The sequence below is a fragment of the Geomonas diazotrophica genome, from assembly GCF_018919385.1.
Classification (GTDB): Bacteria; Desulfobacterota; Desulfuromonadia; order Geobacterales; family Geobacteraceae; genus Geomonas; species Geomonas diazotrophica.
In genome coordinates this window covers 27,520-52,969 of the sequence record NZ_JAHLMF010000012.1, presented here as the reverse complement: position 1 = coordinate 52,969, position 25,450 = coordinate 27,520, and the positions used below count along the sequence as shown (strand labels likewise).

Annotated in this window: 25 protein-coding genes; 18 read left to right on the top strand and 7 right to left on the bottom strand. The window is 64.9% G+C overall.

Translation table 11 applies throughout. The features are described 5' to 3' along the window. The gene (gene arsS, locus KOM00_RS14230) at window positions 1-957 is read right to left on the bottom strand and encodes an arsenosugar biosynthesis radical SAM (seleno)protein ArsS (RefSeq protein ID WP_216499595.1); all 957 of its coding nucleotides are present in this window, start codon (window positions 955-957) and stop codon (window positions 1-3) included. Window positions 958-966: 9 nt separating this feature from the next. Next, window positions 967-1,299, bottom strand: a complete 333-nt coding sequence (locus KOM00_RS14225) for an arsenosugar biosynthesis-associated peroxidase-like protein (RefSeq protein WP_136526164.1) — start codon at window positions 1,297-1,299, stop codon at window positions 967-969. A gap of 285 nt (window positions 1,300-1,584) precedes the next feature. Here KOM00_RS14225 and KOM00_RS14220 point away from each other — a divergent pair, with 285 nt between their 5' ends. From KOM00_RS14220 to KOM00_RS14210, 3 genes are read left to right on the top strand one after another with little or no spacing between them, the layout of a single operon-like run. After that, window positions 1,585-2,004 (top strand): QcrA and Rieske domain-containing protein, encoded by a 420-nt coding sequence (locus tag KOM00_RS14220; RefSeq protein ID WP_216499594.1) that lies wholly within the window; start codon window positions 1,585-1,587, stop codon window positions 2,002-2,004. 22 nt (window positions 2,005-2,026) lie between these two features. Next, window positions 2,027-3,124 (top strand): cytochrome b, encoded by a 1,098-nt coding sequence (locus KOM00_RS14215; RefSeq protein WP_216499593.1) that lies wholly within the window; start codon window positions 2,027-2,029, stop codon window positions 3,122-3,124. Continuing rightward, a complete protein-coding gene (locus KOM00_RS14210) occupies window positions 3,121-3,921 on the top strand; it encodes a cytochrome c3 family protein (RefSeq protein WP_216499592.1) in 801 nt (266 codons plus the stop codon). The genes KOM00_RS14215 and KOM00_RS14210 overlap by 4 nt, the downstream gene beginning before the upstream one ends. Here KOM00_RS14210 and KOM00_RS14205 read toward each other — a convergent pair. From KOM00_RS14205 to KOM00_RS14185, 5 genes are all read right to left on the bottom strand, one after another. Continuing rightward, window positions 3,918-4,406 carry an acyltransferase gene (locus KOM00_RS14205; RefSeq protein WP_216499591.1) on the bottom strand — a complete coding sequence of 163 codons (489 nt, stop codon included), beginning with the start codon at window positions 4,404-4,406 and terminating at the stop codon, window positions 3,918-3,920. The two genes, KOM00_RS14210 and KOM00_RS14205, sit on opposite strands and share 4 nt — an antisense overlap. Window positions 4,407-4,425: 19 nt before the next feature. Next, the gene (locus KOM00_RS14200; RefSeq protein WP_216499590.1) at window positions 4,426-4,695 is read right to left on the bottom strand and encodes an acyl carrier protein; all 270 of its coding nucleotides are present in this window, start codon (window positions 4,693-4,695) and stop codon (window positions 4,426-4,428) included. A gap of 24 nt (window positions 4,696-4,719) precedes the next feature. Further along, window positions 4,720-5,709, bottom strand: a complete 990-nt coding sequence (nadE, locus tag KOM00_RS14195) for an NAD(+) synthase (RefSeq protein WP_216499589.1) — start codon at window positions 5,707-5,709, stop codon at window positions 4,720-4,722. 84 nt (window positions 5,710-5,793) lie between these two features. Beyond that, the gene (locus KOM00_RS14190; protein ID WP_216499588.1) at window positions 5,794-7,338 is read right to left on the bottom strand and encodes a class I adenylate-forming enzyme family protein; all 1,545 of its coding nucleotides are present in this window, start codon (window positions 7,336-7,338) and stop codon (window positions 5,794-5,796) included. 11 nt (window positions 7,339-7,349) lie between these two features. Beyond that, window positions 7,350-8,228 carry an asparagine synthase C-terminal domain-containing protein gene (locus tag KOM00_RS14185; RefSeq protein ID WP_328758566.1) on the bottom strand — a complete coding sequence of 293 codons (879 nt, stop codon included), beginning with the start codon at window positions 8,226-8,228 and terminating at the stop codon, window positions 7,350-7,352. A 10-nt stretch (window positions 8,229-8,238) separates the two neighbouring features. Between KOM00_RS14185 and KOM00_RS14180 the strand changes: the two genes are divergently transcribed. From KOM00_RS14180 to KOM00_RS14110, 15 genes are all read left to right on the top strand, one after another. Continuing rightward, window positions 8,239-9,099 (top strand): CpaF family protein, encoded by an 861-nt coding sequence (locus KOM00_RS14180; protein WP_328758565.1) that lies wholly within the window; start codon window positions 8,239-8,241, stop codon window positions 9,097-9,099. Window positions 9,100-9,108: 9 nt separating this feature from the next. Then, a complete protein-coding gene (locus KOM00_RS14175) occupies window positions 9,109-10,071 on the top strand; it encodes a type II secretion system F family protein (protein ID WP_216499586.1) in 963 nt (320 codons plus the stop codon). Window positions 10,072-10,079: 8 nt separating this feature from the next. Then, window positions 10,080-10,991: a type II secretion system F family protein gene (locus tag KOM00_RS14170; protein WP_216499585.1), complete on the top strand. Its 912-nt coding sequence runs from the start codon at window positions 10,080-10,082 to the stop codon at window positions 10,989-10,991. A 263-nt stretch (window positions 10,992-11,254) separates the two neighbouring features. After that, window positions 11,255-12,802 (top strand): hypothetical protein, encoded by a 1,548-nt coding sequence (locus KOM00_RS14165; protein WP_216499584.1) that lies wholly within the window; start codon window positions 11,255-11,257, stop codon window positions 12,800-12,802. 233 nt (window positions 12,803-13,035) lie between these two features. Continuing rightward, complete coding sequence (locus tag KOM00_RS14160; RefSeq protein ID WP_216499583.1) at window positions 13,036-13,350, top strand: STAS domain-containing protein; 315 nt, start codon at window positions 13,036-13,038, stop codon at window positions 13,348-13,350. Window positions 13,351-13,382: 32 nt separating this feature from the next. Continuing rightward, window positions 13,383-15,431, top strand: a complete 2,049-nt coding sequence (locus KOM00_RS14155) for a chemotaxis protein CheW (RefSeq protein ID WP_216499582.1) — start codon at window positions 13,383-13,385, stop codon at window positions 15,429-15,431. 24 nt (window positions 15,432-15,455) lie between these two features. Continuing rightward, window positions 15,456-15,980 carry a chemotaxis protein CheW gene (locus tag KOM00_RS14150; protein WP_216499581.1) on the top strand — a complete coding sequence of 175 codons (525 nt, stop codon included), beginning with the start codon at window positions 15,456-15,458 and terminating at the stop codon, window positions 15,978-15,980. Further along, window positions 15,977-17,719, top strand: coding sequence for a methyl-accepting chemotaxis protein (locus tag KOM00_RS14145; RefSeq protein WP_216499580.1), 1,743 nt, complete (start codon window positions 15,977-15,979; stop codon window positions 17,717-17,719). Before KOM00_RS14150 ends, KOM00_RS14145 begins: the two co-directional genes overlap by 4 nt. Next, window positions 17,704-18,615 carry a CheR family methyltransferase gene (locus KOM00_RS14140; protein WP_236026969.1) on the top strand — a complete coding sequence of 304 codons (912 nt, stop codon included), beginning with the start codon at window positions 17,704-17,706 and terminating at the stop codon, window positions 18,613-18,615. Before KOM00_RS14145 ends, KOM00_RS14140 begins: the two co-directional genes overlap by 16 nt. A gap of 59 nt (window positions 18,616-18,674) precedes the next feature. Then, entirely contained in the window at window positions 18,675-19,211 is a 537-nt protein-coding gene (locus KOM00_RS14135; protein ID WP_216499689.1) for a histidine kinase, read from the top strand. Beyond that, window positions 19,212-20,300 carry a protein-glutamate methylesterase/protein-glutamine glutaminase gene (locus tag KOM00_RS14130; protein ID WP_216499579.1) on the top strand — a complete coding sequence of 363 codons (1,089 nt, stop codon included), beginning with the start codon at window positions 19,212-19,214 and terminating at the stop codon, window positions 20,298-20,300. 26 nt (window positions 20,301-20,326) lie between these two features. Beyond that, the gene (locus KOM00_RS14125; RefSeq protein ID WP_216499578.1) at window positions 20,327-22,126 is read left to right on the top strand and encodes a cache domain-containing protein; all 1,800 of its coding nucleotides are present in this window, start codon (window positions 20,327-20,329) and stop codon (window positions 22,124-22,126) included. Continuing rightward, entirely contained in the window at window positions 22,123-24,492 is a 2,370-nt protein-coding gene (locus KOM00_RS14120) for a PAS domain S-box protein (protein WP_216499577.1), read from the top strand. Before KOM00_RS14125 ends, KOM00_RS14120 begins: the two co-directional genes overlap by 4 nt. Continuing rightward, window positions 24,489-24,881, top strand: coding sequence for a response regulator (locus tag KOM00_RS14115; RefSeq protein WP_216499576.1), 393 nt, complete (start codon window positions 24,489-24,491; stop codon window positions 24,879-24,881). The genes KOM00_RS14120 and KOM00_RS14115 overlap by 4 nt, the downstream gene beginning before the upstream one ends. Beyond that, window positions 24,874-25,443: a CheB methylesterase domain-containing protein gene (locus KOM00_RS14110; RefSeq protein WP_216499575.1), complete on the top strand. Its 570-nt coding sequence runs from the start codon at window positions 24,874-24,876 to the stop codon at window positions 25,441-25,443. Before KOM00_RS14115 ends, KOM00_RS14110 begins: the two co-directional genes overlap by 8 nt. Window positions 25,444-25,450: the final 7 nt, after the last annotated feature.

Here is a 25,450-nt window from a genome sequence, read left to right as displayed (position 1 = left end):
TCAGGTGAATCCGGAGCCGACCGTGCAGGCGTAGCAGTGATCGGCGGAGGGAATCGGTGTCCCCGGGGGGGGGAGTTCGGTGAGGGAAGAGATGAGACGTTCCCCGCCGCCGTGGAAGATCCCCTGGGCCAGGTGGAAATCGCAGTCGTAGAGCCGCCCGCACCAGTCCACGGAAAGCTGGCTGCGGCACATGAGCCCGGCCACGGCACAGGGGTTGAAGCCAACGGAGAGCTTCTCCAGGTAGCCCTCCAGGTTCCCCGAGCGTTCCAGGAAGCGGCGGAACCGCCCCAGAGGGACATTGGCGAAGGTGTAGAGGTTGTGGAAACTCACGCCGTGTTTGCGGGCGAGGTCGCGCCGGAACTTCTCCTGGGCCTGGAGCTGCGGCGGCGGCAGGAAAGCCCCGGAGGGGTTGCTGACCAGGTCGAGCTCCAGGGGGCTTCCCGGCAGGCCGTACCCCAGGGTGTTCAGCCTCTTCAGTGCCCGGATGCTCCTCTCCCACACTCCCGCACCGCGCTGGGCCTCGGTCTGGGCCTGGTTGCCGGCCGGCAGCGACGCAACCAGCACCACCTTCAATTCGCGGTACAGCTGCAAAAGTTCCTCGCCCCGCTCTCCCTCCAGCGACACGAGGTTGCTGCGCAGGATGAGCCTCGGTGTCTCCGGCGCCAACCCCCGCACCAGGTAGGGGAGGTCCCGGACCAATTCCGGCGCGCCCCCGGTCAGGTCTATGCTGTCGAACCTGAAGCGGCGGGCACAGGCGATCACCTCCGCCATGACCGACCGCGGCATCATCTCGCTGCGTGCCGGCCCCGCCTCCAGGTGGCAGTGGCCGCAGGCGAGGTCACAGGCAAGCCCGAGGTTCACCTGCAGCGCCGTGGTCCGCTCACGGGTGAGCGACAGGTCATGGCGCGCCAGACGCTCCCCGAAACTCTCTCCCAGCCTCCCAGTCGCCACGTCCATCCCCGCCTCCTAAAGCGAAAGCTTCTCGGCGATCTTGCGCATCTGCACGCCGTGCACCAGGGAGGCGCCGCCGCGAATAGCGGTCACCACGTGCAGCGCCTCGGTCATCTCGCCCAGGTGCGACCCCTTTTCCAGGCAGGCCCTGGTGTAGGCGTCGATGCAGTAGGGGCATTGCACGGTGTGGGCTACGGCAAGTGCGATGAGCGCCTTTTCCCGTTCGGTCAGCTCCCCCTCGGCGAACACCTCGTTGTAATAGTCGAAGAACTTGCCGGCCAGCTCCGGCGCGTCCTTGCCGATCTCGGCAAAGCTCCCCAAGTCCTTGGGATCGTAGTAGGTTTCCATCCGTTCTCCTTTTAGAAGGTGTCACCGGCGACGACGGCATCCGCACTCCCCCCGGCGAGGGCGCCAGCATACCGGAAAGTCCGCCGGGGGTAAAGGGGAAAGCGCCGACGCGCTCATTAGTAAAAGAAGACGCAGGGAAACGGGAACCCGTGCCGCGCCGGCCGCGGCGCCGGCGCTCTCACGGTGAACGGGACCACCACCTCACCTTCATGAAAAAGTCGCTTGAAATGGTGCAAGCTGTCATTATACTTGTGCCGAATCGACAGACATAAGCAGGGAGGATGCATGGAGAACGAGGGAAGAAGGAAGTTTCTCGGGGTCTGCGTGGCCGGGGCCACGGCCGCCGCCGCGGTTGCCGCGGGATATCCGGTTTTCCGCTACCTGGCGCCCAGGTCGGGCCAGGGGGGGGCTGCCAAGCTGGTGATCCCGGTTGGGGAGCTCAAGGAGGGGGACGCCAAGTTTTTCGAGTTCGCCGGTTCCTCGGCCGTGCTGATCAAGACGCAGAGCGGCGAACTGGTCGCCCTCTCCGCGGTCTGCACCCACCTGGGCTGCATCGTGCAGTGGGTCAAGGAGAAGCAGCAGTTTCTCTGTCCCTGCCACGGCGGCCAGTTCTCCACCGACGGCACGGTGCTGGGAGGCCCCCCGCCGCGTCCGCTCGCCAAGATCCCGCTCACCGTCACCGAAGGCAACATCACCATCGGCTAACCCCCCACGGAGGCAAACGTCCATGCTAAAAAGGCTGTACCGCTGGCTCGACCTGCGCATCGGGGTCGGCGAGATCGTGGAGAAGGAGCTGACAGGCTACCTGCTGCCGCGCAACATCAACGAGTGGTATTCATTGGGAAGCGTGCTACTGGTGATCTTCGCCCTGCAGGTGATCACCGGGATGCTGCTCATGATCTACTACGTCCCCGACGCCGACAAGGCCTTCAAGAGCGTCACCTTCATCATGAACGAGGTCCCCTACGGCTGGCTGATCCGCCTGTGCCACGCGGTGGGTTCCAACATGATGGTGGCGGTGCTGATCCTGCACATGCTCTCCACCCTGCTCATGGGAAGCTACAAGGCGCCGCGCGAGCTGAACTGGGTCACCGGCTTCACCCTGCTCGCCCTGGTGCAGGGGATCTCGCTCACCGGCTACCTGGCCCCCTGGAGCCAGCTCTCCTTCTGGGCCACAACGGTCGCCACCAACAGCGCCAGCGCCATCCCGGTCGTGGGTCCCTACCTGGTGGAATTTCTGCGCGGCGGCAAGCTGGTCGGCCCGCCGACCCTGGGGCGCTTCTTCGCCCTGCACGCCGCCGTCCTTCCCGTGGTGATCGCCGCCGTCATCGGGGCTCACCTGTTCCTTCTGAAGCGTACCGGCGTCTCGGCGCCCCCCTTCGGCAGGGAGGGAACGGCGACCCCCTTCGAGGCGCAACAGTACCACTACCAGGGTCACCCGGGGGGGATCCCCTTCTTCCCCAATTACGCGCTGCAGGACCTGGCCTCGATCTCGATCTACTTCGCCGTCTTTCTGGCGGTGGTCTTCTTCTGGCCTGGCATGCCCTTCACCCCGGACGCCTTCGTGCCGGCCGACCCGTTCAAGACCCCGGCCCACATCAAGCCGGAGTGGTACTTCCTGGCCAACTACCAGACCCTGAAGATCTTCCCGAGCGAGCTTTTGGGGCTCTCGGTGCAGGCGGCGGCGATGACCTTCCTGGCGCTGCTCCCCTTCATCGACCGCTCTCCGGAGCGGCATCCGCTGAAGCGGCCGGTATTCCTGACCCTGGTGATAGCGGGCATCCTGCTCTGGATCGCTCTTAGCGTATGGGGGCACCTGTCATGATTCGCAAAAACACCCTGGCCATCCTGCTCCTCGCCTCGCTCGCCTTCCTGAAGCCGGCCCTGGCCGCGCCGGTGGAGCAACCGGAGACGGTCTGCATCCAGTGTCACGGCACGCTGCCGGACCGACTGGGGGCGCCGGTCAAGCTCTGGCGCAGCAGCATCCACGCCGACAACGGCATCTCCTGCAACGGCTGCCACGGCGGCGACCCCAAGGACGCGGCCAACGCCATGACCCCGCAGCGCGGCTTCCTGGGTGCACCGAAGGAGAAGGATATCCCCGGCTTCTGCGGGCGCTGCCATCCCGGCGTCTACAAGGATTACCTCTCCAGCGCACACGGCAGGGCCCTCGGCGCCGGCGGCCCCACCTGCGTCACCTGCCACGGCAACCACCAGGTGGTGAAGGCGTCGCTGGCCCTCATCAACGAGAAGAGCTGCACCCGCTGCCACAGCTTCGACAGGGCCAGGGCGATCCGGGACGCCATGCAGCAGACCGAAGGGTACATCGACGACATCTCGCGCAGGATCGCGGATTTCCAGGTAAGCGGCGTGGACACCGAGAAGATGGGCAAGTCGCTGTTCTCGGTCAGAAACCGCTTCCACACGCTTTTCCACGACGTGGACGTGGCCCGGGTGAAGGGGGAGTCTGCCGCCATCAACAAGGAGCTGGGAAAACTGGATGCGGCCTTGAAGGAGATCGAGCAGTCGCATCAGAAAAGGCGGGTGGCGGGAGGGATCGCGGTCGGCTTCATGGTCCTGCTCGCGCTCCTGTTCCACCTGATGAAGAAGAGTTACGACTAGAGCTTTTTGAGGCCGAAGAGGAACTTCTGGTACTGGACCTGGCCGTTTTCGGTGAGCGGATGGGTGATCCTGGCCAGGGGTTCCGCCGCCGGGGGGCCGTAGAGGACGCCGGGGGGGACGTTCCTGGTGATGACGCTCCCCGCCACCACCACGGCCCCCTCGCCTATGGTGACCCCCTCCAGTATGGTGCAGTTGGGGCCGATGAAGACGTCGTTTCCGATCACCACCCCCGTCCTGGCATCCTCGGGGGAGCGGTCGCCGAGGTAGAAGTGGGCAAAGACGGTGCAGCCCAGGCCGATGGTGACGTTGTCGCCGATCTCGATCTTTTCCGGGTGCTGGTCGTCCAGGTAGACCAGCTGGCTGATCCAGACGTTTTTTCCCATGCGCACGCCGCGCACCTTGTGCAGCCAGGGACGCAGCGAGTACCCCCCCGGGGAAATCATCGCGAGCTTCCCCAGTATCCTCTGCATGATCCTGCCGCTCATCGTCCCTCGCATCGCTTCCCTACCCTTCGCTGCCGGCGCAGGAAGCCCCGTTGCGCTTCCCTTCAACGAACGCCGCCACCCGCTGTACCGAGTCGAGGTTCTCCGGGATCAGTTCATCGTCCGCCACGGCGACCTGGTAACGCTCCTGCAGGTACGCCACCAGTTGCAGGATCCCTGTCGAATCGATGATCCCCTCCCTGATGAAGGAGCTGTCATCGGTGAGCCCGCCGGCATCGCCGAAGAGGAAAGTCTCGACAACGAAATTTCTGATCTCGTCCTTTAGGTTCATCTGTCGCCTCCTTTGCCTAAGCTGTCACTCCCACTCCACCTCTTCCACCAGAAGCGGCGGGAGGTGCAGGTAGCGCGTGGTCTTTCGCTTCGTGTCGATGTCCCTGTACACCATCCGCACCTGTTGCGGTTCGAGCCCCAGGACCGGGGCGGCGCTTTCCGCCGTGACGTCGTGGTTGCGGGCGTAGAGACAGAGGTCCATCATCTGGTAGGGGAGCGAAAAGTAGAACTCGTCCTGCCCCTGCGCCAGGGAATAGGTGTCCGTGGTCGGCTTTCTGCTGCGGATGTCCTCGGGGATCCCCAGGAATTCCGCGAGCTGGTACACCTGGGACTTGTACAGGTGGGCGATCGGCTTGATATCGGCGGCGCCGTCACCGAGCTTCACGAAGAACCCCTGGTCGTACTCCAGACGGTTGGGCGTGCCGGCGACCGCGTAGTTGAGCCTGTCGGCATGGTAGTACTCCAGCATCTTTCTGATGCGCTGCTTGAAGTTGGTGGCCGCCACGATCTCAAGGTAGGGCTGCAGGGGGAGACGCACCGTAGACTGCACCTTCTGGGCGTCCTGGGTGACCAGGTAGAACGAGGTGAAGCGGGGCTGGTTTGCCACCCCGGAGATGACGATCTTGGAGGCCCAGCCGTCACCGTACTCCGGCACCACCATCCTCACCGCGTTGTCGTACTTCTCGTAGAATCCCACCGACTGTAGGATCCCGGAGATGTCCTCCACCCGGGTCGGGATGCCGAGCGCGGCGGCGACCTTGCCGCTCAGCGCCAGGGTCTCCCGCGCCGAATGCCGCTCGGGCATCTCCAGGCCGATCACCCGTCCCCTCCCGAGCGCCCGCACGGCCAGGGCCGCGGTCACGCTGCTGTCGATCCCGCCGGAGAGGGCTACCACCACCCCTCCCCGTTTCACCTGGTTGCGCATCAGTTCCCTGATCCTGGCGCAGATCCGGTCGGTCTCCCGTTGCGGGTCGAGCCGGAGCACCTGGGCGGAAAATCCTGTTGTCGTTGTCATAGGGCACCTTCTTTCGCGACCACGCGCCGGGTGGCGTGCGGCATGGATTGACGTTCTAGCGACTGCGGTCCGCGGCAGGCCGCCTCAGGAGCACAGGCTCAGGCAGGAGGCGCGGTCGATCTTGCCGCTTGGGTATTTGGGGAGCGCCGCGACCAGCCGTATCTCCCCAGGGACCTTATGCCTGGGAAGCCGGGCGTGGCAAAAGGAGAGCAGGGTCCGGTCGCTGGGATCGCTTCCCAGGGGAACCGCCAGTGCCACCAGCTTCTTGCCCAACAGCGGGTCGTCCAGGCCGAGCACCACCACCTCCAGCAGGAAGCCGCTGGACATGAGCACCTCCTCGACCTCCTGCGGGTCGATCCGGTGCCCCCCCACCTTGAGCAGGTGGTCCTTCCTTCCCGTGACGTACAGGTAGCCGTCGGCATCGCGGTAACCAAGGTCGCCGGTGTGGTAGCCGTTGCGGTCCAGCACCCGGGCGGTCGCCTCGGGATCGTTCCAGTAGCCGAGCATGATGTTGTCCCCCGACGCCACCAGCTCGCCGCATTCCCCCTGGGCGAGTTCCTCCCCCTGGGGGTTCAGCACCCGTACCGTCACGCCCGGGATCGCCTTTCCTATGGATGCAAGCTTTTCCGGAAGCCTTTCCGGCTCAACGTAGGTCAGCCGTGCCGCCGCCTCGGTGGCGCCGTACATGATGAAAAGCCTGGTGTGCGGGGGGAGTACCTGCAGCAGCCGCTCCTTGATCTCGCGCGGCATGTGCCCGCCGGCCTGGGTGCAGTAGCGCAAGCTCGGGAGCTGGTCCCGGAAGGACGCCAGCGGTGAGCGGTGCAACAGGTAGGCGTAGGTCGATGGGACGCCGGAAAAACCGGTCACCCCCTCTTCGGCCATCTGCCTGATCACCGACGCGGTGTAGGCGAAGTTGTTGTTGATCACCACAGTCCCCCCCACGGCAATGTGGGTGTTGAGCAGCGATTTTCCCATGACGTAGAAAAACGGGAGCACCACCATCTGGATGTCGCTCTCGGTGAGGTGCAGGTACTCCACTATGGAGCGGGTATTGCTCACGATGTTGCGGTGGGAAAGCATCACTCCCTTCGGCTGCCCCGTGGACCCCGAGGTGTAGATGATGCTGGCGAGGGACTCTGCGGGAACGGCGCGGGTCCCGGCGGGAAGCTCCTCCCCCCCGAGGGCCTCGTCCCACCCCCAGACCAGGCGCGGTTCGCACACAGGGAAAGAGGCGTCGGCCGCCAGCACGAAGCGGACCGAGGGGGGCGCCAGGGGGAGTTGCTGCAACAGGAAGCCGCCCCCCTGCTCCAGGATGATCCCCACCGGCTGCAACTCCTCGAGCAGGCGGCTCAGCGTCTCCTGCCCAGTCTCCACGTTCAGCGGCACCGCGACCGCTCCCGCCTTCAGGACGCCATAATAGCTCGCCACGTACTTCACGCCGTTACTCAACATGATCACGACCCGGTCTCCCGGGAACACTCCCCGCTGCACCAGGAAGGCGGCCAGGCGGCTCGCGGCCCGGTTCAACAGCCGATAGCTGACCCGCTCGCCGTCATGGACCAGGGCTACCTTGTCCGGCCGCGCGGCGGCGCTCGATTCCAGAAAGCTATGCACACCCTGCAGTTCCATGGTCTCTCCCGTCAGGGGCGCTCGGTGCAGTAGCGCCGCTCCCGCCCCTCCATCTTCCTCTCAGCACCGTACCGCACCAGGTCCGGGGTCAGTCTCCGCGCCCCCTGGTAGGAGGCGGATGCCAGGAACTGCCGGTGCAGGATTTCGGTGGAGATGACCCCCATAAGAGCCATGTTGGCGAACTCCCCAAGCGTCCCCGGCGGGGTCTCACGCACCCGCTGGTAAAGACGTGCCACCTTGTCGGGATCGAAGTACCCACTGGCCTTCAGACTCTCCCCCGACAACAGGTCGTCGACATAGTCTGCAGGGGATGCCGCGGAAAAGAGTGCGCTCACCGGCGCCCGGTAGGGGTGTTTCGCCCTGCTGGCTATCCGCTGCGGCAGCAAGTTACGGCAGGCCCTGCGCAGTAAATACTTCTCCTGCAGCCCCCTCATCTTCCAGTGGGGCGGAAGCCGGAAGGCGAAGTCGATCACCCGGTAGTCCAGGAAGGGGTGACGCATCTCGACCGAGTGCGCCATGGCGACCCGGTCCCCCTGCGAGGAGAGGAGAAAACCGGCCAGGAAGAGCTCGATCTCCAGCACCTGCGCCCGGCACAAGAGATCCCGGCCGGCGAAGCTCTCCGGCAGCCAGCGGGCCAGTTCCTCGCGCGGGTCGTAGCCGGAGAGGCAGCTGCGGTATTCGGGGGACAGGAAGGCGAGGTTGCGCATCCCTCCCCCCCAGCGCACGGCATGGGAGAAGAAGGGATCCTGCAGCTGCCCGGGGGAAACGGCGAAAAACTCCTGTAAAAAGGAACGGCCGCGCGAGGAATTGTTGAAGATGTAGGGGTAGAGCCGCTCCAAAAGCCGCGGCCGCCGCAGGGAGTCGGGGCGCCTCCCCCAGTAATCTCTCACCTTCGCCTCTTTGTACGTCGACGCCAGGCTTCCCGATGGCTCGCGCGTCAACGCCATCATCCCTCCTCTCGCGCTGGACGGCCCCGTCCTTTCCATCCGGCGCTTCGGCCGCGATCCCCTGACCATGCGGGACCTGATCAAGCTGGAGACGCTGGATGAACGGATGGCGGAGTTGCTGGAGGGTGCGGTGCAGACCAGGCTGAACATCCTGATCTCCGGCGGAACCGGGACCGGCAAGACCACCCTCCTGAACGTCCTTTCCGCCTTCATCCCCGCCGATGAACGGCTGGTCACCATAGAGGATTCGGCGGAACTGCACCTGAAACAGGAACACGTGGTCCGCCTGGAAACCAGGCCCCCAAACCTGGAGGGAAGGGGCGAGGTGACCTCCCGCGAGCTTCTGCGCAACGCGCTCAGGATGAGGCCGGACCGCATCATCATCGGCGAGGTGCGCGGCGCCGAAGCCCTGGACCTTTTGCAGGCGATGAACACCGGCCACGACGGCTCCCTTTCCACGGTCCACGCCAACACCACCCGAGACGCCCTTTCCCGCCTGGAAACCATGGTGCTCATGTCCGGCCTGGACCTTCCGGAACGGGCAGTGAAGGAGCAGATGGCATCGGCACTGAACATCGTGCTGCAGTTGGTCAGGTTCTCCGACGGCACCCGCAAGGTGACCAAGCTCTCGGAGATCACCGGCATGGAGGGGGGCACCATCATGATGCACGACGTCATGGTGTTTCATCAGAGGGGGATCGACCCGGAGGGGCGGGTCTTGGGTGAATTCCGCGCCACCGGCGTGAGGCCCCTTTTCGCCGAGCGTTTCAGACTGTTCGGACACCAACTTCCCGAGATGATGTTCCGGGACTAGGAGCCGACCATGCTTGTTCCTATCGTGGCACTGGTCTTTCTCACCACCCTCTGCGCCAGCAGCGCCATCTCCCTGTACATCCTGCAGCGCAACGCCTCCGCCAGGACGCAACTCAGAAGGAGGCTGCAGCAGATGGCGCGCGGGACCACCGGGGAGATCCAGCCCGAATTGCGCGAGGCCCTGGCCAGGAAGGCGCGCCAGGCGGGAGAGCTCATGACCCGTCTGCCGCAAGCGCGCCAGATGGGAAGAAGGCTGGAGCAGGCCGGCATCGACATCCCCCCCGCCCTGCTGGCAACAGCGGTCGTGTCCGCGGCGGTGCTCCTTGCCGCCGTGACGGCGCTGGAGACGGGGTCTTTGCCTGCGGCCTTGCCTGCCGCCGCCGTGCCGCTGCTGTCCGCTGAGGTCGTGATCAGGGTGAAGACCTCGCGCAGGATCGCCAGGTTCACCGAGCTTTTCCCGGACGCGCTGGGCATGATCGCCCGATCCCTCAGGGCCGGCCAATCGTTGACCACCGCCATCCAACTGGTGGGGGAGGAGGTGCCGGAGCCGACGGGGACGCTCTTTAGGATCGCGTATGAACAGCAACAACTCGGGCTTAGGCTGGTCGACGCCCTGGCCACCATGAACCAGCGGATCGAGAGCATGGACCTCAGGTTCTTCACCACCGTGGTGGCCATCAACTCCGACATCGGGGGGAACCTCTCGGAACTTCTGGACAAGCTGGCGGTCACCATCAAGGAAAGACTGAAGATCCGCAGGCAGGTACGGGTCTACACGGCCCAGGGGAGGCTCTCGGGCTACGTGCTGGGGGCGCTGCCGCTGGTGGCGTTCGTAAGCTTCACCTTGCTCAGCCCGGAATACGAGAAGGAACTGCTCAAGGAACCGCTGGGGCTTTACATCCTCGCCTTCGCCACGCTGCTGCAGTTGGTCGGCTTGGTCATCATCAGGAAGATCATCAGAATCCAGATCTGAGGTACGCCATGCTCTACCTGATTGCCTTCACGGTATTCTGCTCGGTGCTGTTGCTTTCGGTGGCCCTGTCCCGGTTTCTGCTGTCGAAAAGGAGCCCGGTGGCGCAGCGCCTGGCCGCTTTCTTCCCGACGGACAAGCCTCTGCACCTCATGCCGGAAGTGGAGTCCGGCACCTGGGCCTACAAGCTGCGGCGCATCGGCGAGCGGGTGAAACTCCCGAAGCAGGAACATTCCCGCTACAAAAAGGCGCTGGTGGCGGCGGGGTTCCACCGCGACAGCGTGCATGTCTTTCTCGGGAGCAAGCTCCTCTTAGCCGTACTGCTGCCGCTCCCCTACCTCCTCTTCATAGCGGCACCCAGGCATGCCTACTTCGACATCGCCGGCATCGCTGTCTTATTGGCCTGCGCCATCATCGGCTACCTCTTGCCCAGCTACTGGCTCTCCGTAAAGGTCAGGAACCGCCAGTTGGTGATCTTCCACACCCTGCCCGACGTGCTGGACCTGGTTACCCTCTGCGTGGAGGCCGGCCTCAGCATGGATGCCGCCCTGCTGCGCGCCTCGGATGCCCCGCAGTTCGAAGAGAACCCGCTGGCCCAGGAGATCCGCCAGGCAACCATGGAAACCAGGGCCGGCAAGTCGCGAGTCGAGGCGCTCAAGGATATGGCGGAACGAACCATGGTAGACGACATGAGATCCTTCACCGCCACGCTCTCACAGACCGAGCGGTTCGGGACCAGCCTGAGCCAGGCCCTGCGCTCCTTCTCCGACGACTTGAGAACAAAACGGAGGCAAGCCGCCGAGGAGGCCGCCGCCAAGACCACCGTGAAGCTCATCTTCCCGCTCGTCTTCGCCATCTTCCCGGCCCTGCTGGTGGTGGTACTGGGCCCGGCGGTGGTCCAGATCGCAAGGGTGTTCAAGTAGTGGCAGTCAGGGCAGCACCACGGAGGAAATTCGCGTCCAAGGAGGTGATCCCATGAAAGTCGACTTCAACACGTTCATCCTGCTGGTAATTTCCGTACAACTGGCACTGAGCTATGCAAGAGCCAGGAAGTAGACGCACACCCCTTGCCGGCATGCGGTACGCCGGCGAGGGCCTCTCCCGAACCCTTTTCCCCAGCGACGGTCGCAGCAAACGCGATCGATACGCCCTTTGGGCCTGATGTGCCGGCCGGTACCCGACCTGGATGAACAATCGCCACCTGACACAGTGCCTGGTTCCCTCGATCGCCGATCTGCTCCTGGCGACGGTGCTCTGCACGTTGTTCTTCACCACCCCGTCACAGCTGCTGCTCGATGGGGACACCGGCTACCACATCCGCGCCGGGGAAGAGATCCTCAGGGCCCGGGCCGTCCCCCTTTTCGACATGTTCTCGCAGCACGCCCCGCCACTTCCCTGGACGGCGCACGAATGGCTCGCGGAGGTCATCATGGCGCTGCTGCACCAGGCATGCGGGATGAGCGGGGTGGTCGCGCTGTATGCGCTGCTGCTGGCGGCAACCTTCCGGCTGCTGTTCAGGGCCCTCATGAGCTACCACGCGGGGGTTCTCCCGGCGACGGCGGTCACGCTGGCCACCCTCATCTGCTCAAAGCTGCACTGGCTGGCGCGGCCGCACCTCTTCACCTTCTTGTTGCTGGTTGTCTTTCACTACCTGCTGGAGGCCTGGCGTAGGAGGGGGGGCAGGTCGCTGTGGCTGCTGCCCCCCCTTATGCTGCTGTGGGCCAACCTGCACGGCGGCTTCGCCGCGGGACTCCTGCTGCTTGCGGCCTACCTGGCCGGAACGGCGGCTGGGATGGCCGGCGGCACACCTGAGACGCGGCGCGCCGCGCGGAGGAAGACCGGGGAGCTTGGTGCCGCATTTTTGGGGTGCCTGGCCGCGGCGCTACTCAACCCATACGGCTGGCGCCTGCTGCTGTTCCCGCTCAGGCTGGTCTCGGACCGTTACCTCATGGAGCACGTCGCCGAGTTTCTCCCCCCCTCCGTCCACGGCTGGCTCCCCTTCAACTGCATGCTGCTGCTCCTGATCGCCCTCTTCGCGCTGTCACGAAAAAAGACCGAGCCGACGGAGCTGCTGCTGGCCCTGGGGTTCGGCTACATGGCCCTCACCTCGGCGCGCTACATCCCTTTGTTCAACCTGGTCACCGCTCCGGCGCTGGCAGCCCGGCTCGGGGAGTTGGGTCAGGAAGGTGGCGGCAGGTGGGTGCGCTTCTTAAAGGGGCTCTCCACCCGTCTCGCCCGCCTGGAGCGCCGCGCCCTGCCCGTGTGGGGAGCAGCGGCCGTGGCTGTGGTGACCGCAGCAACTGCCGGAGGGCTCTTCCGCCACTCCTTCGACCGCCGGCTGATGCCGGTGGACGCCTGCGAGTTCGTGTTGCGCAAGGGGATCAAGGGTAAGGTGTTCAACAGCGACGAGTTCGGGGACTACCTCATCTACCGCGGCTATCCGGCCTGCCGGGTCTTCATCGACGGGAGGCTGGACATGTACGGAGCACAGCGGCTCAAGGAATACAACGAGGTGATCGATTTCCGGCCCGGATGGGACCGGGTGCTGGAGCGTTACGGCATCAGCTGGATCATCTTCGAGACAGATTCCAGGTTCGCCAGATTCCTGCAGCAAAGAGGCGAATGGCAACTGATCTACGCAGACGAGGTTGCCACGGTCTTCGAGAAAAAACCCGCCGCCCACTTACCGTCCCACTTACCGTCCCACTTACCGTCCCACTTACCGTCCCACTAACCGCCCCCCGCTCGTGCGCCCCCCTCCCCCGTCGGCCAGAGCCATCAAGGCCACCCCCACATTACCCTCCCTTTCGGTAAAGAAAAAGGACGTAAGGAAATACCTAGCACCATGCAAAACAACTAAAGTAGACGCCATCCTTGCCGATACGCTCACTATCCATATAACAACGGTTGTTTATTTTCACTATGACATTTTGCAACAAACAAAACCCCCTGAAAGGTCAAAACAAAGTGGGCAAAAAAGTTTTTGTTAATAATATAAACATCACGCTGGAAGGCCCCCTGATCGTGGAGCGCGCGCAGGAGTTGCACCAGTTGCTCGTGGAGCGTCTCGACGGGGTGACGGAGAAGTGCCAGCAGGCGACCATCGATCTTTCCCGGGTGAGCGACATCGATGCCTGCGGCTGCCAGTTGCTCGCGCTTTTCGTGGAAAGCCTGAAGCGCCGCGGCGCCACCCCCGTCCTCGCCCCAGCGCCCGTCGGAGTCACGGAACGGATCAACACCCTCGGCTTCCGGGATCTTCTGGCGCTGCAGCCCGAGCGATGAACCGGGCGGCGGCCAACAGCAAAGGAACTGGCATGACAACTCCCACAGGGGAAAAAAGCAGCGTGGACCTCAACCGCTTCAACGAGGTCTTCTTCGAGGAATGCGCCGAGAACCTGGCCGAGATGGAGCAGATCCTGATCTCGCTCGGAGACCGGGAACCGGACCACGAAGAGATGAACGCGATCTTCCGCGCCGCCCATTCCATCAAGGGTGGAGCCGGGATCTTCGGTTTCCAGGACATGACCGTGGTGACCCACGTCATGGAGTCGCTTCTGGACCGGCTGAGAAACCGCGAGACCCCGTTCGTCCCCGCCATGATCGACCTCTTTCTGGAAGCAGGAGACGCCATCGCCATGCAGCTTGCCTGGCACCGCGAGGGAAAGGCGGTGGACCAGGAGGCGATCGACCGGGTGCGGGCCAAACTGCAGCAGGCCATCGAAGCGGGGGCCCCGGCCCTGGAGCCGCCGGTGGAGCCGGAACAGGGCTCCCCTGCCCCGCACGAGGAAGAGCTGCTGCCGCGCCGCTGCCGGCTCGCCTTCACCCCCGACCCCGAGATCTTCGCGAGGGGGATCCGGATGGAGAGCATCATCTCCGAACTCACCGAACTGGCCGAACCGGGAGAGTTTGCCTGCAGCGCGCGGCTCATGGAACTCCCCGACCTGCCCGAGCTGGACCCGGAGCGCTGCATCACCTGCTGGGAGTTCACGCTGCTCACCCGGGCGAGCCGGGAGCAGGTCCTCGACGTGTTCATGTTCGTGGCGGACGAGGAGCAGCTCACCATCGAGGAGGAACCCGTGGACCGGCGCGGCCCGGCTGAAGAGCCGGCGCCAGAGGAGACGCTGCTCGCTCCCGCCGGCAGACGCGCCTATGACAGCAGCGAGGCCGCCCCGGGGGCCTTCGGCAGGCGCGGCGGCGAGGCCGAGTCCTCCATCAGGGTCAACGTCACCAAGGTGGACCAGCTGGTAAACGAGGTCGGGGAGCTCCTGATCACCCAGGCTATGCTGAGCCAGATCGTGGCGGGACTCGATCCCGTCCTGCACCAGGCGCTGCAGCGGGGGCTCACCCAACTGGAGCGCAACACCCGCGACCTGCAGGCAAGCGTGATGTCCATCCGCCTGGTGCCGATCAGCATCGTGTTCAACCGTTTCCCGCGCCTGGTGCGCGAGATGGCGGCCAAGCTCGGCAAGCAGGTCGAACTGAAGACAGTTGGCGAGAGCACGGAACTGGACCGGGGGCTGATCGAGAGGATCGCCGACCCGTTGGGGCACCTGGTGCGCAACGCGCTGGACCACGGGCTGGAAAGCCCGGAACGGCGGGTCTCCTGCGGCAAGAGCCCGGTCGGCACGCTGCAGCTTTCCGCGTCCCAGGTGGGCGGAAGGATCGTGGTGGACGTGACCGACGACGGCGCCGGGCTGAACCGGGGCAAGATCCTCGCCAAGGCCGTGGAGTGCGGCATCCCCTGCTCCGAAAGCATGAGCGACGAGGAGGTCTGGCAGCTCATCTTCGCGCCGGGGTTCTCCACCGCGAGCGAGGTGACCGACCTCTCCGGCCGTGGGGTGGGGATGGACGTGGTCCTCAAGAACGTCCAGGCGATCGGCGGCCGGGTGCAGATCGCCTCGGAGGCGGGACGGGGGGCACGCTTCACCATCAGCCTGCCTCTAACCCTGGCCATCCTGGAGGGGCTCTCGGTCGCAGTCGGGGCGGAAAAGTTCATCATCCCGCTCAACGTGGTGCTCGAGTCGCTGCAGCCAACCGCGGAGCAGTTGAAGAGCGTGAACGGCCGGGAGGTGGTCCAGGTGCGGGGGGAGTACCTCCCCATCCTCAAGCTGCACCGGATCTTCAACCTGGAGGCGGAGGTGACCGAGCCGCAGCTGGGCATCCTGGTGCTGGTGGATGCCGACGGAGAAAGGGGGGCCATCATGGTCGACGCCCTCTTGGACGAGCAGCAGGTCGTAGTGAAGAGCATCGAAACCAACTACCGCAGGGTCGAAGGGAGCGCGGGGGCCACGATCCTTGGGGACGGCCGCGTGGCGCTCATCCTCGACATCCCCGAACTTTTTACCATGCACAAGAGGTTGTAGCAGCGGAAAGGAGGCAACACCATCATGCAGACGGCACAGGGCAACGCGGTGCAACAACTGGCGGCGGAGGCGGCTTCGGAGTACCTCACCTTCACCCTGGGAAGCGAAAGCTACGGCATCGACATCCTGAAGGTGCAGGAGATCAGGGGGTACGACTGCGTCACGCGCATCGCCAACACCCCCCTCTTCATCAAGGGGGTCATCAACCTGCGCGGGGTGATCGTCCCCATCATCGACCTGCGCATCAAGTTCAACGTGGGCGAGGCGACCTACCACGAGTTCACCGTGGTGATCATCATCAACGTGCTGAACAAGGTGGTGGGGATCGTGGTGGACGGCGTCTCCGACGTGGTGGCGCTCCCCGCGCAGAGCATCAAGCCCCCCCCCGAGTTGGGTGCGTCGCTTGACACCCGCTACATCACCGGGCTTGGGACATTGAACGACGAGATGCTGATCCTGGTGGACATAGAAAAGCTGATCGGCAGCGACGAGCTGCAGATCGTTGAAAGTGCCGTGGAAGACACTCAGAAAGGGGCGGTGAACCAATGAAAATTTCCCGATTCAAAGACTGGAAGATCCTGACCAAGATCCTGAGCATCTCGGTTGCCACCATCGTCATGATGGCGCTCGGCGTGATGTTCTACGTGCTCCCCTTCGTGCAGAACAAGCTCATGGACGAGAAGATCCAGGCCACCAAGGCGGTGGTCGACGTGGCCTACGACGTCCTGACATCGAACCAGAACGCGGTGAAGGAGGGGAGAAAAACCCTGCAGCAGGCGCAGGCCGACGCCCTGAAGCAGATCTCCGAGATGAGGTACCATGGCAACGAGTACTTCTGGGTCAACGACCTCGACACCAAGGTGCTCATGCACCCGATCAAGCCGGAGCTGGTGGGCAAGACCCAGTACGAAAACAAGGATCCCAACGGCAAAAGGCTCTACGTCGAGTTCGTCAACGTCTGCAAGGAGAAGGGCGAAGGGGTGGTCGACTACATGTGGGCCAAGCCCGGCTCCACGGTGCCGGTGCCGAAGATCTCCTACGTCATGCTGATGAAGGAGTGGGGCTGGATCGTGGGTAGCGGCATCTACGTCGACAACGTGACCGCGGAGATGAACAAGATGAAATGGCAGATCATCGGCGGCACCGCGCTCCTTGCCGTCGTCATCTTCCTCTTCGCCTGGTTCGTGGCGCGCAGGATCAAGGAGGCTCTCGACCAGGCCATCGGCGCTTCCAAGCGCATCGCCTCGGGCGATCTCACCGCCCATATCACCGTGGACAGCAAGGACGAGACCGGCGAGCTCCTCGCCTCGCTCAAGGAGATGAACGACGGGCTCGCACACATCGTGGGCGACGTGAGAAACGGGGCCGAATCGATCGCCACGGCAACCGAGGAGATCGCGGCGGGGAACGCCGACCTCTCCCAGCGTACCGAGGAGCAGGCGAGCGCCCTGGAGGAAACCGCCTCCAGCATGGAGGAGCTCACCTCCACCGTGAAGCAGAACGCCGACAACGCCCAGGCCGCGAACCAGCTCGCCATCAACGCCAGCGGCGTGGCGGTCAAGGGTGGCGACGTGATCAACCGGGTGGTGCGCACCATGGAGAGCATCACCGACAGCTCCAAGAAGATCTCGGACATCATCGGCGTGATCGACGGCATCGCCTTCCAGACCAACATCCTGGCCCTGAACGCCGCGGTGGAGGCGGCGCGCGCCGGCGAACAGGGGAGAGGTTTCGCCGTGGTCGCCGCCGAGGTCAGGAGTCTCGCGCAGAGAAGCGCGGCGGCGGCCAAGGAGATCAAGGCCCTCATCGAGGACTCGGTCGCCAAGGTGCAGGACGGCAGCAGGCTGGTCGAGGAGGCCGGGCGCACCACCCAGGACATAGTCACCAGCATCAAGAGGGTGACCGACATCATGGCGGAGATATCCGCGGCATCGCTGGAGCAGTCCAGCGGCATCGAGCAGGTGAACACGGCCATCACCCAGATGGACGACGTGACCCAGCAGAACGCGGCCCTCGTCGAGGAGGCGGCCGCCGCCGCGGAATCGCTCGAAGAGCAGGCCCAGCAACTGGTGGCGGTGGTGGCGCGCTTCACCCTGGAGCAGGGGCAAAAGACGTCATCCCCCCCCGCGGCCGAGAAGCGCAGGCTGACCCACGCCGCGGCAAGGCCCAAGGCCCCGGAGAAGAAGGCGAAACCCGTATCGGTGGCGGCAGGAGCAAAAGCGCAGGAACAACGTCCCTCCCGGTCCTCCGAGGCCGCCGAGCTGGACGATGATTGGAAAGAGTTCTGAGAACCGGAGCGCGCACGGAGCCGGCGCGCCCCCTGACGGGGGGGGGAGGCGCCGCGCCTCCCGGCGCAGCCGACCAGGGATGGGGCAACTTCCAGTACCGCTTCACCGGGGACGACTTCGCCCGGGTGCGCGGCTTCATCTACCGCAACGCCGGGATCTCCCTCGCCCCCGGCAAGATGGACATGGTCTACAGCCGGTTGGCGCGCCGGCTGCGGGCCAGGGGGATGGAAAGCTTCTCGCAGTACCTGGACCTCGTTGAAAGCGGCGACCTCCAGGAGGTGGAAGCCTTCATCAACGCCCTGACCACCAACATGACCTCCTTCTTCCGGGAGCCACACCACTTCCGGCTTCTCGCCGAGCGCCTGCGCCAGCGCCGGGACCAGAAGCAGGTGAGCATCTGGAGCTGCGCCTCCTCCAGCGGCGAGGAGCCCTACTCCATAGCGATGACGGCGCTGGATGCGCTGCCGGCGGGCTCCGGTCTGAGCATCCTGGCCACCGACATCGACACCAACGTGCTGAGCAGGGGGAGCGAGGGGGTCTACCCGGTGGACCAGCTGCCCAAGATCCCGGAACCGTACCGGAAACGCTTCTTCCTCAGGGGGGAAGGGAGCAACGAGGGGTTCATTCGGGTGAAGGAGGAGCTGCGCCGCGCGGTGACCTTCAGGAGGCTGAACCTGCTGGACGCGCAGTGGCCCATGCGGGGAAAATTCGACTTCGTCTTCTGCCGCAACGTGATGATCTATTTCGACAGGCCCACGCAGCTCGCTGTACTGGAGCGGATCTCCCGGGTCTTGCACCCGGACGGGCTTTTATTCGTGGGACACTCGGAGAGCCTGCATCACGCCCCGGAGCTGTTCCGGGTCTGCGGCAACACGACCTACGCCTTGAGGAGTTGAGAGTGCCGCAGAAAGGGAAGCCGGGAAGGGCGAAGACGGAGCCGCCGGACCGGGAAGGGCTGGGGAGATCCAGCTACTACGACCCCGAGTTCGAAACGGTCGCGGTGAAGATCGTGGCGGGGGAATTCTTCGCTACCGGCGAGGATGTAGCCATCTCCACCCTGCTCGGCTCCTGCGTCGCGGTCTGCCTCTACGACATCGAGCTCGGCATCGGCGGCATGAACCACTTCATGTTGCCCGAGCTGGCGGGAGAGGGGGGGACTGAGTTCTGCAGCGGCGCCTGCGACCTCAACTCCAAAAGCTGCGCCCGCTACGGCTCCTGCGCCATGCGGCGCCTGCTGCAGCAGCTGGAACTCCTGGGTGCCAACCGCAAGCGGCTGGCCGCGAAGATCTTCGGCGCGGGGCGGGTCATGGACAGCAGCACCGACATCGGCGGCCACAACGCCGCCTTCGCAGTCGATTACCTGAAGAAACACGGGATCCCGATCATCGCCTCTGACCTGGGGGAGTGCTGCCCCAGGAAGGTGATGTTCTTTCCCAAAACCGGCCGCGCCCTCGTGAAGAGGATGCGAGCCCTGCGCGCAGGAAGACACTGAATGCCCATCAAGGTGCTGGTAATAGACGACTCCGCCCTGGTTCGGTCTCTCTTGACCGAGATCATCAACGCCACCCCCGACCTCAGGGTGGTGGGAACCGCACCGGACCCACTGGCGGCCCGGCAGCGCATCAAGGAACTGAACCCCGACGTGCTCACCCTGGACGTGGAAATGCCTAAGATGGACGGCCTCGCCTTCCTGGAAAAGCTGATGAGGCTGCGCCCCATGCCGGTGGTCATGGTTTCCTCGCTGACAGAGAAGAGCTCGGCGGTGACGCTGAAGGCGCTGGAGCTTGGTGCATTCGACTTCATCACCAAGCCGAAGATCGACATCCGCAGCGGGCTTATGGAGTACGCCGAGGAGCTTGCCGAGAAGATCCGCTGCGCGAGGCTCTCCTTCAAGAGAAGGGGAAGCGTCCCCGGGGTCGCCCCGCCGGTGGAGGCGAAGCTGAGCGCCGACGCGGTCCTGCCCAACCGCCGGCAGCACTTCTCTACCACGGAGAAGGTGGTGGCCGTGGGCTCCTCGACCGGAGGCACCGAGGCGCTCAAGACCTTCCTCACCGCGCTCCCGGCGGACTGCCCCGGCATCCTGATCACCCAGCACATGCCGGAGACCTTCACCCGGACCTTCGCCGCGCGGCTGGACGGCCTGTGCGCCCTGGCGGTCAAGGAGGCCGAACACGGGGACCGGGTGCTCCCGGGACACGCCTACATCGCGCCGGGCAACCGGCACATGCTGCTCTCCAGGAGCGGGGCAAACTACACCATCGTGCTGGACGACGGGCCGCCGGTCTCCCGGCACCGTCCCTCGGTCGACGTGCTGTTCCGCTCCACCGCCAACTGCGCCGCGGACAACAGCCTCGGCATCATCCTGACCGGCATGGGAGACGACGGCGCCGCAGGGATGCTGGAGATGCACAACGCCGGCGCCAGAACGCTGGCACAGGACGAGGAAAGCTGCGTCGTCTTCGGCATGCCCCGCGAGGCGATCGCGCGGGGCGGGGTCGACGAGGTGGTCCCCCTCTCCGAGATGGCGGGACGCCTCATCGGCTGGCTTGCCTCGCACGGCAAACGCAGCTTCAGGGTTTAAAGCAGGGCAAGGCGCCGGGGGAAGATGTGAAGCAGCTCAAGATCGCTACCGACAAGTTTTCCATACTGCTTCTGGCCAGCGCGATCGTCGTCGCGGTGGTGATGATCACCGCCAATCACATCATGCTGGACCAGATCAAGGATGAGGCGGTGCGCCAGGCCAGCCGGCAGCAGGAAAGCAGCATGCTGGTGTTCTGGGAGCTGATGAACCGCCATGGTCGGCACTTCCATATCGAGAACGGCAAGCTGATCCTCGGAGACTACTACACCCTCAACGGCGACAACGAGATGCCGGACAAGATCTTTGCCATGACCGGCAGCAGGGCCACCATCTTCCAGGGGGACACCCGGGTGGCCACCAACGTCATGAAGGAGGACGGGACCCGGGCCATAGGGACGAGGCTCACCGGGCCCGCCTACGACGCCATCTTCAGGCGGGGGGACCGTTACCGCGGCGAGGCCAACATCCTGGGGATACCCTACTTCACCGCCTACGACCCCGTCCACGACCTCAAAGGCAAGGTGATCGGGGCCCTGTTCGTGGGGGTGAAGCAAAGCGAGTACCTGGCGCGCTACGACCGGATCAACCTCAAGATCAGCGCCATCAACATCTCGCTGGCGGCCATCTTCGTGATCTGCGCCCTGATCCTGGGACTCGAGCGCAGGCGCTCGGAGAACGAGATCAAGAGGCAGCTGGGCTTCCAGCAGCTCCTGCTGGATACCATCCCGAGCCCCATCTTCTCCAAGGATGCCCGGGGGCACTACAACCTGTGCAACAAGGCGTTCCAGTTCTACGTGGGGCTGAGCAGCGACCGGCTCATCGGCAAGTCCGCCTTCGACCTCTGGGACAGGGAGCTCGCCCGGAAATACACGGACATGGACCGGGAGATCCTGGAGACCACGGGAACGCAGGTCTACGAGTCCCAGGTGCGCTACGCGGACGGAACGCTGCACGACGTCATCTTCCACAAGGCGGCGGTCAGGGACGACCAGGGCAACGCCGCGGGGCTGGTGGGGGTCATCCTCGACATCACCGAGCGCAAGGCCGCCGAGCAGGAGAGCCGCAAGCTCGAGGCGCAGATGCACCATTCGCGCATGATCGAGTCCATGATGATCCAGCTGAACCACGACCTGAACACGCCGCTCACCCCGCTCTTCGCCCTGATCCCCATGATCCGCGCCAAGGTGAGCGACCCGGGCGTGGAGAGGATGCTGGAAATCTGCCAGCAGTGCGTGAACCAGATCCAGGGGCTCGCGGGAAAGGCGCTCGACCTGGTGCGGATCTCCTCGAATCCGCCCCGGCTCATCCCGGTGAGTCTCTCCGCCGCGGCCGAGAGCGCCCTGAGCGAACTCTCCCCCGCTCTGGCACAGCGCGGGGTGATCTGCTGCAACGCCATCGACCCGGAGCTCCAGGTACTGGGATCGGCGGAACAGCTCACGCTGCTGTTCAAGAACCTGCTCAGCAACGCCGCGCGCTACGCCGCCCAGAACGGGAAGGTGATCATCTCGGCCCTCGACAAGGGGGAGGAGGTCGAGGTGTCGGTCCAGGACGACGGCACAGGGCTGGACCACGAGCAGCTGACCCGGGTCTTCGACGAGTTCTACAAGGCGGACACCGCGCGCCACGACCTGAACACGCAGGGGCTCGGGCTCGCGATCTGCCGCAGGATCGTCACCAACCACGAGGGAAAGCTCTGGGCGGCGAGCCCGGGAGCGGGCTGCGGCACCACCATGTTCTTCACCTTGAAGCGGGCGGGGAACCAGCCCCCCGCGACGCACCAAGGCGAGCCGTTCCAGGAAAGCCGTAAAGAGAGCAACCAGATATGAGACACTTCTCCATAGCAGAGCTCAAGACCCGCATCGGCATAACCGTCGCGGCCGTAATCGCCGCGGTGATCGGCATCTTCGCCTTGGGCGAGAGCGGGTCCCTGGTCGGTGAGCCGTTGCAGCAGTCCATGCTGATCCTCGTTCTCTGCGTGGTGATTGCGGCACTTACCCGTATCCTGTTCTCCCACCTGGCTCACCTGGAGGAAACCGAGCGCATCGTCCAAGGGCAACAGGCGGAGCTGGCGCTCAAAGCGGCCCAGATCGAGGCCGCCAACGATTGCATCGTGCAGACCGACGAGCAGGGACGGCTGCTCTACTTCAACCAGGCGCTCTGCCGGCTGACCGGGTACGCACCGGAAGAGCTGGTCGGGCTCCGCCTGCAGCAGCTGGAACCGCCCGAATTCGCCGCCAGCGAGGAGCCGACCATCGCCAGGCTCAAGGAAAGCGGCGAGGCCAGCTTCGAGAGCGCCTACCTCGCCAAGGACGGGTCCGAGATCCCGATAGAGGTCCGGGCACGGGTCATGGAGAGCGAAGGTCGGACGCTGATCTTGAGCATCGCGCGGGACATCACCCAGAGAAAGCACGCCGAACAGCGGGAGCGCAGCCGCCTCAAGGCGCTGGAACGGATCGCCAGCGACGCGGAGCTGGAGGAGCTGCTGACCGACGTGGTGCAGTTCGTCGAGGATTGCCTTCCCGGCTCGCTCTGCTCCATACTCCTCGTCGACGAATCGGGCACCAGGCTGCGCCACGGCTGCGCCCCCTCGCTACCCGCCGAGTACAACCAGGCGGTGGACGGTATAAAGATCGGCAAGGGGAAGGGCTCCTGCGGCACCGCGGCCTTCCTGCGGCAGCGCGTAGTGGTCGAGGATCTCGACCCCCATCCCTACTGGCACAACTTCCAGCCGGCGCGCGAAGCCGGCCTCAGGTCCTGCTGGTCCGAGCCGGTCTTCGCCAGCAACGGCACCCTCCTGGGAACCCTCGCGGTGTACCACCGGGAGCCGCGCGCGCCCGGGAACGAGGATCTCCAGTTGCTGGAGTCGGCGGCCCACCTGGCGGGCATCGCCATCAGTCGGGTCCGGGCCGACGAGGGGCGTCACGTACTGGAAGAGCAGCTGCGCCACAGCCAGAAGATCGAGGCGGTGGGACAGCTGGCCGCCGGCGTCGCCCACGACTTCAACAACCTGCTCACGCCGATCATCGTCTATGCCGACATGCTGCTCAGGATCTCTCCCGAGGGGAGCCCCCAGACGCGCATGATCCAGTCCATGAGCTCGGCGGCCCACAAGGCGAGCGACCTGACCCAGAAGCTCCTCTCCTTCGGACGCAAGCAGATGCTGCACATGAACCTTCTGGACCTGAACGAGGTGATCACGTCGTTCAGGGAGATCATGCGCGCCACCGTCAGGGACAACATCGAGATCGACCTGCTGCTCTCCCCCGGCGCCGCCAAGGTCCAGGCAGATCGCGGCCAGTTGGAGCAGGTCCTCTTGAACCTCGTCTTGAACGCGCAGGACGCCATCGAGGGGGGCGGCTCCATCTGCATCGAGACCGGCCACCTGATACTGGACGACGAGTTCCACCGGCAGCATCCGGTCGCCAAGCCGGGGCACTACATCCTGCTCGCCTTCAGCGACGACGGCTGCGGCATGACCGAGGAGACGCTGCGGCACATGTACGAGCCGTTCTTCACCACCAAGGAGAGCGGCCGCGGCACCGGCCTCGGTCTCGCCACGGTCTACGGCGTCATCAAGCATCACGGCGGCTGCATCGACGTGAAGAGCCGCCCGGGGCAGGGCACGAGGTTCGCGATCTACCTCCCCGCCAGCGCGAGTTCCGCCGAGCCCATCATGCGCCCTCCCGCCGGGGTAGCCCCCCCCGAGCATGACAGCAGCGAGAGGACCATCCTGCTGGTCGAGGACAACCAGATGATCCGCGAGGTCGCCGCCGACCTGCTCGCCTCCTTCGGCTACCGGGTCCTGGTGGCGGAGACCCCGTCCCGGGCGCTGGAGCTGGCGGAGGCGGAGGAACAGGGGATCGACCTGCTGGCGACGGACGTGGTCATGCCGGAAATGACCGGGCCCGAGCTGTACGAGAAACTGCAGGAGCGCTACCCCGCGCTCCCCGTGCTCTACATTTCCGGATACACCAACGCCATGGCGCCACAGGAAGAAAACCTGCGCCAGGAGGCGATCTTCCTGGCCAAGCCCTTCACCCTGGAGCAGTTCATGGCCCGGATCAACGAGATGCTGTACCAGGTGAAACCGCCCCAAGGCGAGCCCCCGCCGCTGGACCACCGCACCATGGCCCAGCTCCTCGAAACACAGCAAGGCGCGCCCGCGCCGGAACATAAGGAACCACAGCCATGAACAGACGGGTAATGATCGTAGACGACAACGAGTACGTCAGGGCATCGGTGGACATCATCTGCGAATCCGCGCGGCTCGAATTGGCCAGCGCGGCCAGCGGTCCCGAGTGCCTGGAGCAACTGGAGGCGGGATTCCGGGGGGTCATCCTCATGGACATCATGATGCCGGACATGGACGGTTGGGACACCATCAGGGAGATCGTGGACCGGGGGCTGTACCCGGGCAACGTCATCGTCATGTTGACCGGGATGGGCGAGCCCGACTCGAAGATGGAGGGGCTGCAGGAGTACGTCTCGGACTACATGACCAAGCCCTTCACCCCGGACGAGTTGCTGGATTCCATCGAGTACTACCTCACCCTGCTGAACACGCCGGTCGACCATGACTAGCAGGAACCTGGTGGTCATAGGCGTCTCCACCGGAGGGCCGCTGACGCTCAAGGCGCTGTTCAGGGAACTGCCGCCGCTGAACGCAGCCTTTCTCATCGTGCTGCACATCACGCCGGAGATGGACTACCGCATCGCGCAGGGACTGGCAACAGCCGCCTCGATGCCGGTGAAGCTCGCCGAAGACGGCGAGTTCCTGAAAAGCGGTCACGTCTACATGGCGCCGGGGGGGCTACACCTCCAGTTGACGGGAAACAACCGGGTGGTCCTGTGCGAGGGGCCCAGGGTCAACTACGTGCAGCCGGCCGCGGACGTCACCATGCTCTCCTTGGGCAGGCCGCTGAAAGGCAAGTTGATCGGCATCGTGCTGACCGGCATGGGGCGCGACGGCGCCGACGGGATCAGGCACATCCACGAGATCGGCGGCATCACCATCGCCCAGGACCAGCAGTCATCCACCATCTACGGCATGCCCAAGGCGGCTGCCCAGACCGGTGCGGTCGATTACGTCCTTCCCCCCAAGAAGATAGCGGGCAAGCTGATGGAGTTGCTGGAGCCGATGTAAAGGGGGG

What these genes read in the sequence shown, in the direction of transcription:
- arsS (WP_216499595.1), bottom strand. Translation starts at nt 957, where the DNA reads ATGGACGTGGCGACTGGGAGGCTGGGAGAGAGTTTCGGGGAGCGTCTG.
- KOM00_RS14225 (WP_136526164.1), bottom strand. Translation starts at nt 1,299, where the DNA reads ATGGAAACCTACTACGATCCCAAGGACTTGGGGAGCTTTGCCGAGATC.
- KOM00_RS14220 (WP_216499594.1), top strand. Translation starts at nt 1,585, where the DNA reads ATGGAGAACGAGGGAAGAAGGAAGTTTCTCGGGGTCTGCGTGGCCGGG.
- KOM00_RS14215 (WP_216499593.1), top strand. Translation starts at nt 2,027, where the DNA reads ATGCTAAAAAGGCTGTACCGCTGGCTCGACCTGCGCATCGGGGTCGGC.
- KOM00_RS14210 (WP_216499592.1), top strand. Translation starts at nt 3,121, where the DNA reads ATGATTCGCAAAAACACCCTGGCCATCCTGCTCCTCGCCTCGCTCGCC.
- KOM00_RS14205 (WP_216499591.1), bottom strand. Translation starts at nt 4,406, where the DNA reads ATGAGCGGCAGGATCATGCAGAGGATACTGGGGAAGCTCGCGATGATT.
- KOM00_RS14200 (WP_216499590.1), bottom strand. Translation starts at nt 4,695, where the DNA reads ATGAACCTAAAGGACGAGATCAGAAATTTCGTTGTCGAGACTTTCCTC.
- nadE (WP_216499589.1), bottom strand. Translation starts at nt 5,709, where the DNA reads ATGACAACGACAACAGGATTTTCCGCCCAGGTGCTCCGGCTCGACCCG.
- KOM00_RS14190 (WP_216499588.1), bottom strand. Translation starts at nt 7,338, where the DNA reads ATGGAACTGCAGGGTGTGCATAGCTTTCTGGAATCGAGCGCCGCCGCG.
- KOM00_RS14175 (WP_216499586.1), top strand. Translation starts at nt 9,109, where the DNA reads ATGCTTGTTCCTATCGTGGCACTGGTCTTTCTCACCACCCTCTGCGCC.
- KOM00_RS14170 (WP_216499585.1), top strand. Translation starts at nt 10,080, where the DNA reads ATGCTCTACCTGATTGCCTTCACGGTATTCTGCTCGGTGCTGTTGCTT.
- KOM00_RS14165 (WP_216499584.1), top strand. Translation starts at nt 11,255, where the DNA reads ATGAACAATCGCCACCTGACACAGTGCCTGGTTCCCTCGATCGCCGAT.
- KOM00_RS14155 (WP_216499582.1), top strand. Translation starts at nt 13,383, where the DNA reads ATGACAACTCCCACAGGGGAAAAAAGCAGCGTGGACCTCAACCGCTTC.
- KOM00_RS14150 (WP_216499581.1), top strand. Translation starts at nt 15,456, where the DNA reads ATGCAGACGGCACAGGGCAACGCGGTGCAACAACTGGCGGCGGAGGCG.
- KOM00_RS14145 (WP_216499580.1), top strand. Translation starts at nt 15,977, where the DNA reads ATGAAAATTTCCCGATTCAAAGACTGGAAGATCCTGACCAAGATCCTG.
- KOM00_RS14130 (WP_216499579.1), top strand. Translation starts at nt 19,212, where the DNA reads ATGCCCATCAAGGTGCTGGTAATAGACGACTCCGCCCTGGTTCGGTCT.
- KOM00_RS14120 (WP_216499577.1), top strand. Translation starts at nt 22,123, where the DNA reads ATGAGACACTTCTCCATAGCAGAGCTCAAGACCCGCATCGGCATAACC.
- KOM00_RS14115 (WP_216499576.1), top strand. Translation starts at nt 24,489, where the DNA reads ATGAACAGACGGGTAATGATCGTAGACGACAACGAGTACGTCAGGGCA.
- KOM00_RS14110 (WP_216499575.1), top strand. Translation starts at nt 24,874, where the DNA reads ATGACTAGCAGGAACCTGGTGGTCATAGGCGTCTCCACCGGAGGGCCG.